Annotated in this window: 4 protein-coding genes and 1 pseudogene; 4 read left to right on the top strand and 1 reads right to left on the bottom strand. The window is 56.8% G+C overall.

Annotation, left to right across the window (positions count from 1 at the left end; translation table 11 throughout):
* The coding region (locus J7394_RS22690; RefSeq protein WP_209256228.1) for a hypothetical protein at positions 1-213 on the top strand (213 nt) is incomplete at its 5' end.
* Positions 214-930: 717 nt separating this feature from the next.
* Here the strand turns inward: J7394_RS22690 and J7394_RS22685 are convergent.
* The gene (locus J7394_RS22685) at positions 931-1,953 is read right to left on the bottom strand and encodes an AraC family transcriptional regulator (protein ID WP_209256227.1); all 1,023 of its coding nucleotides are present in this window, start codon (positions 1,951-1,953) and stop codon (positions 931-933) included.
* A 136-nt stretch (positions 1,954-2,089) separates the two neighbouring features.
* Between J7394_RS22685 and J7394_RS22680 the strand changes: the two genes are divergently transcribed.
* From J7394_RS22680 to J7394_RS22670, 3 genes and pseudogenes are all read left to right on the top strand, one after another.
* Positions 2,090-3,100 carry a hypothetical protein gene (locus J7394_RS22680; protein ID WP_209256226.1) on the top strand — a complete coding sequence of 337 codons (1,011 nt, stop codon included), beginning with the start codon at positions 2,090-2,092 and terminating at the stop codon, positions 3,098-3,100.
* A 48-nt stretch (positions 3,101-3,148) separates the two neighbouring features.
* The gene (locus J7394_RS22675; protein WP_209256225.1) at positions 3,149-4,645 is read left to right on the top strand and encodes a DUF1254 domain-containing protein; all 1,497 of its coding nucleotides are present in this window, start codon (positions 3,149-3,151) and stop codon (positions 4,643-4,645) included.
* Between the two features lie 126 nt (positions 4,646-4,771).
* Positions 4,772-5,337, top strand: a pseudogene (locus tag J7394_RS22670) (mechanosensitive ion channel family protein); the annotation flags it as partial.

Here is a 5,337-nt window from a genome sequence, read left to right as displayed (position 1 = left end):
GGCCAGATCAACGCCGATTGTGGTAACTTGCATGGGGTGGCTCCTCTCATAAGCAGTCTTAGACAACTGCACTATGACGCATTGCGACGCCCGTTGGAGCAGGAGCCATCCACACCATCAGGTTTGGCGGGCCGCAATGCAGCGATGGTGGTTTTTGGCCAATGGCTGGTTTGGGTCGCATGCATAGAATCAAGGCAGCAATCCGAGATTTGAAGTCACTCATGCAAGATGCAGCACCTGGAACTACGGACTTTTCCAACACCTTCGCTGCGCGCTGTGCTAACGGCTGCTAAGCACCCGACATAGATTTCACATGTTTGCAAGAGATCTCTGTCGGGACAGCGTTTTACCTCCCCACCGATCGCCTGTAGTCGCCGGAATTTCCGCGATTTCCGAACCATTTTGAAAAAGTGGGGACATCACCCGCACGGGGTGATCGGTGCCCCTAATCAACAAAACCCGCTGTCCGGCGCAACAACTGCAACTCGCTGAAACAATTCGGAAAAGGGGCAAACAGAGAGATTTGGTCTTGGATCGCTTCAAATAGCGTCAGAATTTTCTGGATCAACGTGGTGACCCTTCGACCCATGGAACGGCATACGGCGTTTCGCAAACGAGAACACGACAAAATTCAACGTCTCTTGCCTAACTGAGATCGCGGTCGAGGTTGTTGCGGAGCATTTGTCCGACCTAACTCAGGCTCTGCCTCTACCTTTGCTCAAAGGCAAATGGGACGTGCGCCGCACAGCTGACTTCGTGGCACTAAAGGAAGCCAAGTGGGCGTGGAACGGGTTTGAGCCATTGGTCAATTCTGGCAGACCGTGCGTATGTGGGATGAGGATAGCCGCTCAAGCGCTGGATCCCGACCGTGCTCATCTTTGGTAAATGAATTTTGGTGTGGGGAAACCAAAGTGCCAAATGTCTTGGCAACTAGGGTGTTTTGCTTGGAAATCTGGATGGCGGCACTCCTACCTCTTCGTTGAACATTCGAGTGAAATGTGGAGCGTGTTCATAGCCCAGTTCGAAAGCGATCGCCGTGATGGATAGGTCACCGCCCTGCAACAATTCTTTGGCGCGTTCTATGCGCACGGTTTTGACGATGGACCGGTAACTCTCTCCATCGGTTCGCAACCTGTGCTGCAGTGTGCGAACAGACGTGCCGAGCGCGCGGGCGACGTCTTCTATACTGGTCATTCCGGATGGCAGGTTTCGGCGGACGATGTCACGGATCTGATCTGTGAGCGTGGCCGGGTGATTGTCCAGCCGATCACGAATAACATCTTCATAGGTGATCGCATTTGGTCGCCAGTGTTTCTGCCTTACGCTTAATAGATCTTGTCTGAAAATCAGGCGAATGCAGGTCTTGGACCGGCCAATCCTGCATCCGAACCACGTTTCCAGACGCTCAAGATCAACGTGGGTTAAATTTGGAATATTCAGATCGATTTGGTCCGGCCGCCAGTGCGGGCCAAGATAGGCGCGACAATAGCTGACCAGCGCTGCCGCTCCTCCGATGGCCAACTCACCGTACCCGCGTGTTGCCGCAGAAGCGAAGGTGTAAGAAAACTCGGCTTTGCCGCTTTGCGTCAGTAGGGACAACGTATCCCGTGTTCCATGCAGCTGAATCGAGTTGCAACCGCGCAAAAGCCCGGCTCTCAACGTTCGAGCGGACAAGACCCAATCGCCCCAAAGCCCATAGTCGCTGATCTGTATCGCGTCGACCCAGGGGCCCAGAACCCAGCGCTCACCGGCCTCTTTGGCAATTGCATCAAAAAAGCGAACCAGTGCGGGTTGGGGGATAAACCCTTCCCGAGTATATAAAAGATCACCGGTCAGGCCAGACGTGCGGAAAACGCGGTTCAGCGCCCTGTCACCCATTTCACGTTGAACCAGCTCGGGCATGGGTCCCAAAGACAAGGCCGAGATCATGGATATCGGATTGCTGGAAACCACGCCCCCTCCGTTTTCTTAGTGCGATCACGCCGTTGCGCAAAATGGTAAGCAACTTACCCTGCACTATGCAACGCTTGGCATCAGAAAACATGGGATCATACGATTTGCTGTGATCCCCGAAAATTGTGAGTAATTGATGCGTACGACTTCTCTCCTCTCGGCTTTTGCTGTTCTTCCCCTGTCCTTTGCCACGCAAGCCACTGCCGAAAGCATCCCTGTGACAGAGGATAATTTCGCTCAGGCAGAAACCGCCTGGAACTTCGCCAATTGGACCCGGAAAGGTGCCGATAAAGGCATGTTGCATCTGCGTGAGGTCACACCGGTCGGCCCAGAAGCCCCGACAGTGCGCATGAACTGGGATACCCTCTATTCGGTGCAGATCGTCAACGTATCCGACGATGGCACGTTCACGATTTCACTGCCCGAATCCGATCTGTATGTCGCGGCGCAGGTTATGGATGCGGATGGGTTTTCACCCTATTACATCGTCGACTCCGGCGATCATGAGGTCGAGGTTTCAACCGACTTCGCGCTGATCATATTCCGGACGGAACTGAAGGATCGAACCGATGCTGCATCTCTTGCACATCTTCATGAGGTTCAGGATCAGATTTCCATTTCAGGCATGCAGGACGACAGCACCTACACGCCGCCCTCCTATGATCAGGCGCAGCTGGAGGCGATGCGCAAGCAATACAAAGACGAGTTCCTGAGCGCCGGGATAGACTACACCTATGCCAAAGGCCCCGGAGAGGCCGATCAGCACGTTCTGGACCTGTCCCATGCGGCGGGCTGGGGTGGTTATCCGCCTGAACTTGGGGTTTCGAATGCCTATTCAAGCTCCGCCGCACTGTCTGGCGAGGAATGTCTGGCAGTGACCTTCGAAGATCCGCAGAACGCGTTCTTCACGTCCTTCACCCTCTACGATTCTGACGGGTATTTGATGGAGGGGGCCACGCATATCAACTCGAACATGTGGCAGGCGAATGAGAATGGCACCATCACGCTGCACTTCAATTGCGGCGACGACAAGGTCAACAACCTGTCCTCGGGGGGTGCGCCTTTCAACTACAGCATTCGCAATTACGGCGTCAGTCAGATGGTTCTGGATGGTGCGTTCCGCCCGATCAACCCAAAGCCGCTGTGATCCCCAACGCGTCTCTTCCGAAAACCCGATATACTTTGTGAGGTTCCATTGAAATTCGTTTCCCTTGTCGTTGCCGGCCTCTGTGCCGCCGGGGCCGCCACCGCTCAGAACACGCCGGAATATGCCGCCGATGTCCCTGACAGCATCACCGTGCCCGACAGTTTTGAAACCCGTTTGGGCACGCTGGAATATTTCGACGGCCTGCCGACTGAGGCAACCGCCGCTCTTGCCTATGACACGATGGACCTTGCACGCGGTATCACGGCCTTTACCGACGGGATGCCCGCCGCCTCCACCTATGCGATGTGCCGCGGCCTGTCCGAGGCCGGGGTCGATGCACAGAGCTTTGGCATCTTTGAGGGGCTCTATAATGCGCGGTCTCTGTTGCTGACTCCCAACACGACCACGATCTATGTGCTGGGTTGTACCGATCTGTCGAACGGGCCTTTGGTGATGGAACTGCCGTCGGGCATCCTTGGCCTCGTCGACGATGTTTACATGCGCTATGTGGGCGATGTCGGGAATGCCGGTCCGGATAAGGGCAAAGGCGGGAAGTACCTAATTGTCCCGACCGATTACGAAGGCGATCTGCCGGACGAGGGCTATTACGTCCTCAGGACCCCCAGCTATATGAACTGGCTGGCGCTGCGGGCCTTTCCCGGCGAGGGCGGCGCTGAAGTCGAAGCAAAGCGCGTCAAAGACCAGCTGCGTATCTACCCCTGGGATGCGCGCGACGCCCCGCCCGAGACTGGGTTCATCAACCTGACCGACGTGCAATTGAACACGATCCACGCCAATGACTTCTCGTTCTTCGAGGAAATGAAGGCCGTGGTGGACTCCGAGGCCCCGGGTGCCCTCCCCGAAGAACTCATGGGCGCCCTGTTCACCCTGGGCATCCGCAAGGGCGAGCCCTTTGAGCCGGATGGCCGCCTGCGGCAAACCCTGACCGAGGCGGTGGCGCTTGGAACAGCCGCATCCCGCTCACTGAATTTTGCACCGCGCAGCCGCGCGCCGTTTTTGTATGAAACCGGATATTGGAAGACCCCATTTGTGGGCGGAAACCATGAATTTAAGGCAGGCGATGTAAAGCTTCTGGATGCGCGCACGCTGTTTCACTACTACGCCACCGGCACGACCCCCGCCATGGTGGCCAAGAATGTCGGTGTTGGATCGCAATACGCGGTTATCAACCGCGACAGCAGCGGCGCGTATCTGGACGGGGCGAAAACCTATTCCGTGACCATTCCGCCGGATGTTCCTGTCAACAATTACTGGTCCTTCGTCGTCTACAGCACGCAGACGCGATCCCTGCTGGAAACGGATCAGAAGCTGGCCGGTGTCGACAGTACCCTGCCCACGGTCGAGCCGAATGAGGATGGCAGCTACACGATCTGGTTCGCCCCCGAAGCGCCGGCGGGCAAAGAGGGGAACTGGATACAAACGATGCCCGGCAAGGCCTGGTCGACCATGTTGCGGATGTACGGCCCGTTAGAGCCCTGGTTCGACGGCACCTGGCGACCCGGCGAGATCGAATTGGCAGAATGAAGCCAATCGAGCAGCCTGCGCAACGGCGCCAAGGGTAACGGCCCTCCCAATTATTCTGGGTGGGCATGACCGCCAAGGTGACCTTCCGCACCACCAAGACAAAATACTGCACTTAAGGGCCCTCCAATGCTCCACTCGCTTCGCCTCGTTCTGTCACTGGTATCCGTCCTCTTTCTGGCTGAACCGGTTTACGCGCAGGACAGCACGCCTGCCCCCGTTAGCATCCCTTCTGATCTGACGCCTGAGCAGGTTGATGGTCTGGTTGCGCGGATGTCGGATGATCAGGTTCGCTCGATTCTGTTGGAGCGTCTGGATGCGGTGGCCGAGAAAAACGCGGCTGCTGCAGAGGAGCGCGAGGATCCGATTACCGAGCTGAACGAGGTCTGGAGCGAAATGGTCGCCTCGTGGACGCATGTCATAACGACCGTCCCCAACCTCTTCAGCGCGCAAGCCACAGCGATCAAGAATTTTGTGGCCACGTTCACCTCATATGGTGCGCTGGTTCTGCTGGGGCTGGTTGCCAGCGTTCTGGTTGTGGGCTTCATCGCCGAAAAACTGTTCGAGGTTCTGACCCGCCGCTGGCATGTCCTGACCGAAGCCGAGGCCGAGGGCGATCTCTGGGGCGCTGTCCGGTATCTGTTTGGTCGTTTCTGCCGGGAAATCGCCGGGCTTGTGGTGTTCTACGTGGTCAT

The sequence above is a fragment of the Ruegeria sp. R13_0 genome (genome assembly GCF_017743995.1).
GTDB lineage: Bacteria > Pseudomonadota > Alphaproteobacteria > Rhodobacterales > Rhodobacteraceae > Ruegeria.
The sequence above is the reverse complement of the archived record's forward strand: the minus strand, read 5'-3'. Positions and strand labels throughout refer to the sequence as shown.

Bases quoted from the DNA above. Each gene is read 5' to 3' on its own strand.
- J7394_RS22680 (WP_209256226.1), top strand. From the start codon at position 2,090: ATGCGTACGACTTCTCTCCTCTCGGCTTTTGCTGTTCTTCCCCTGTCC.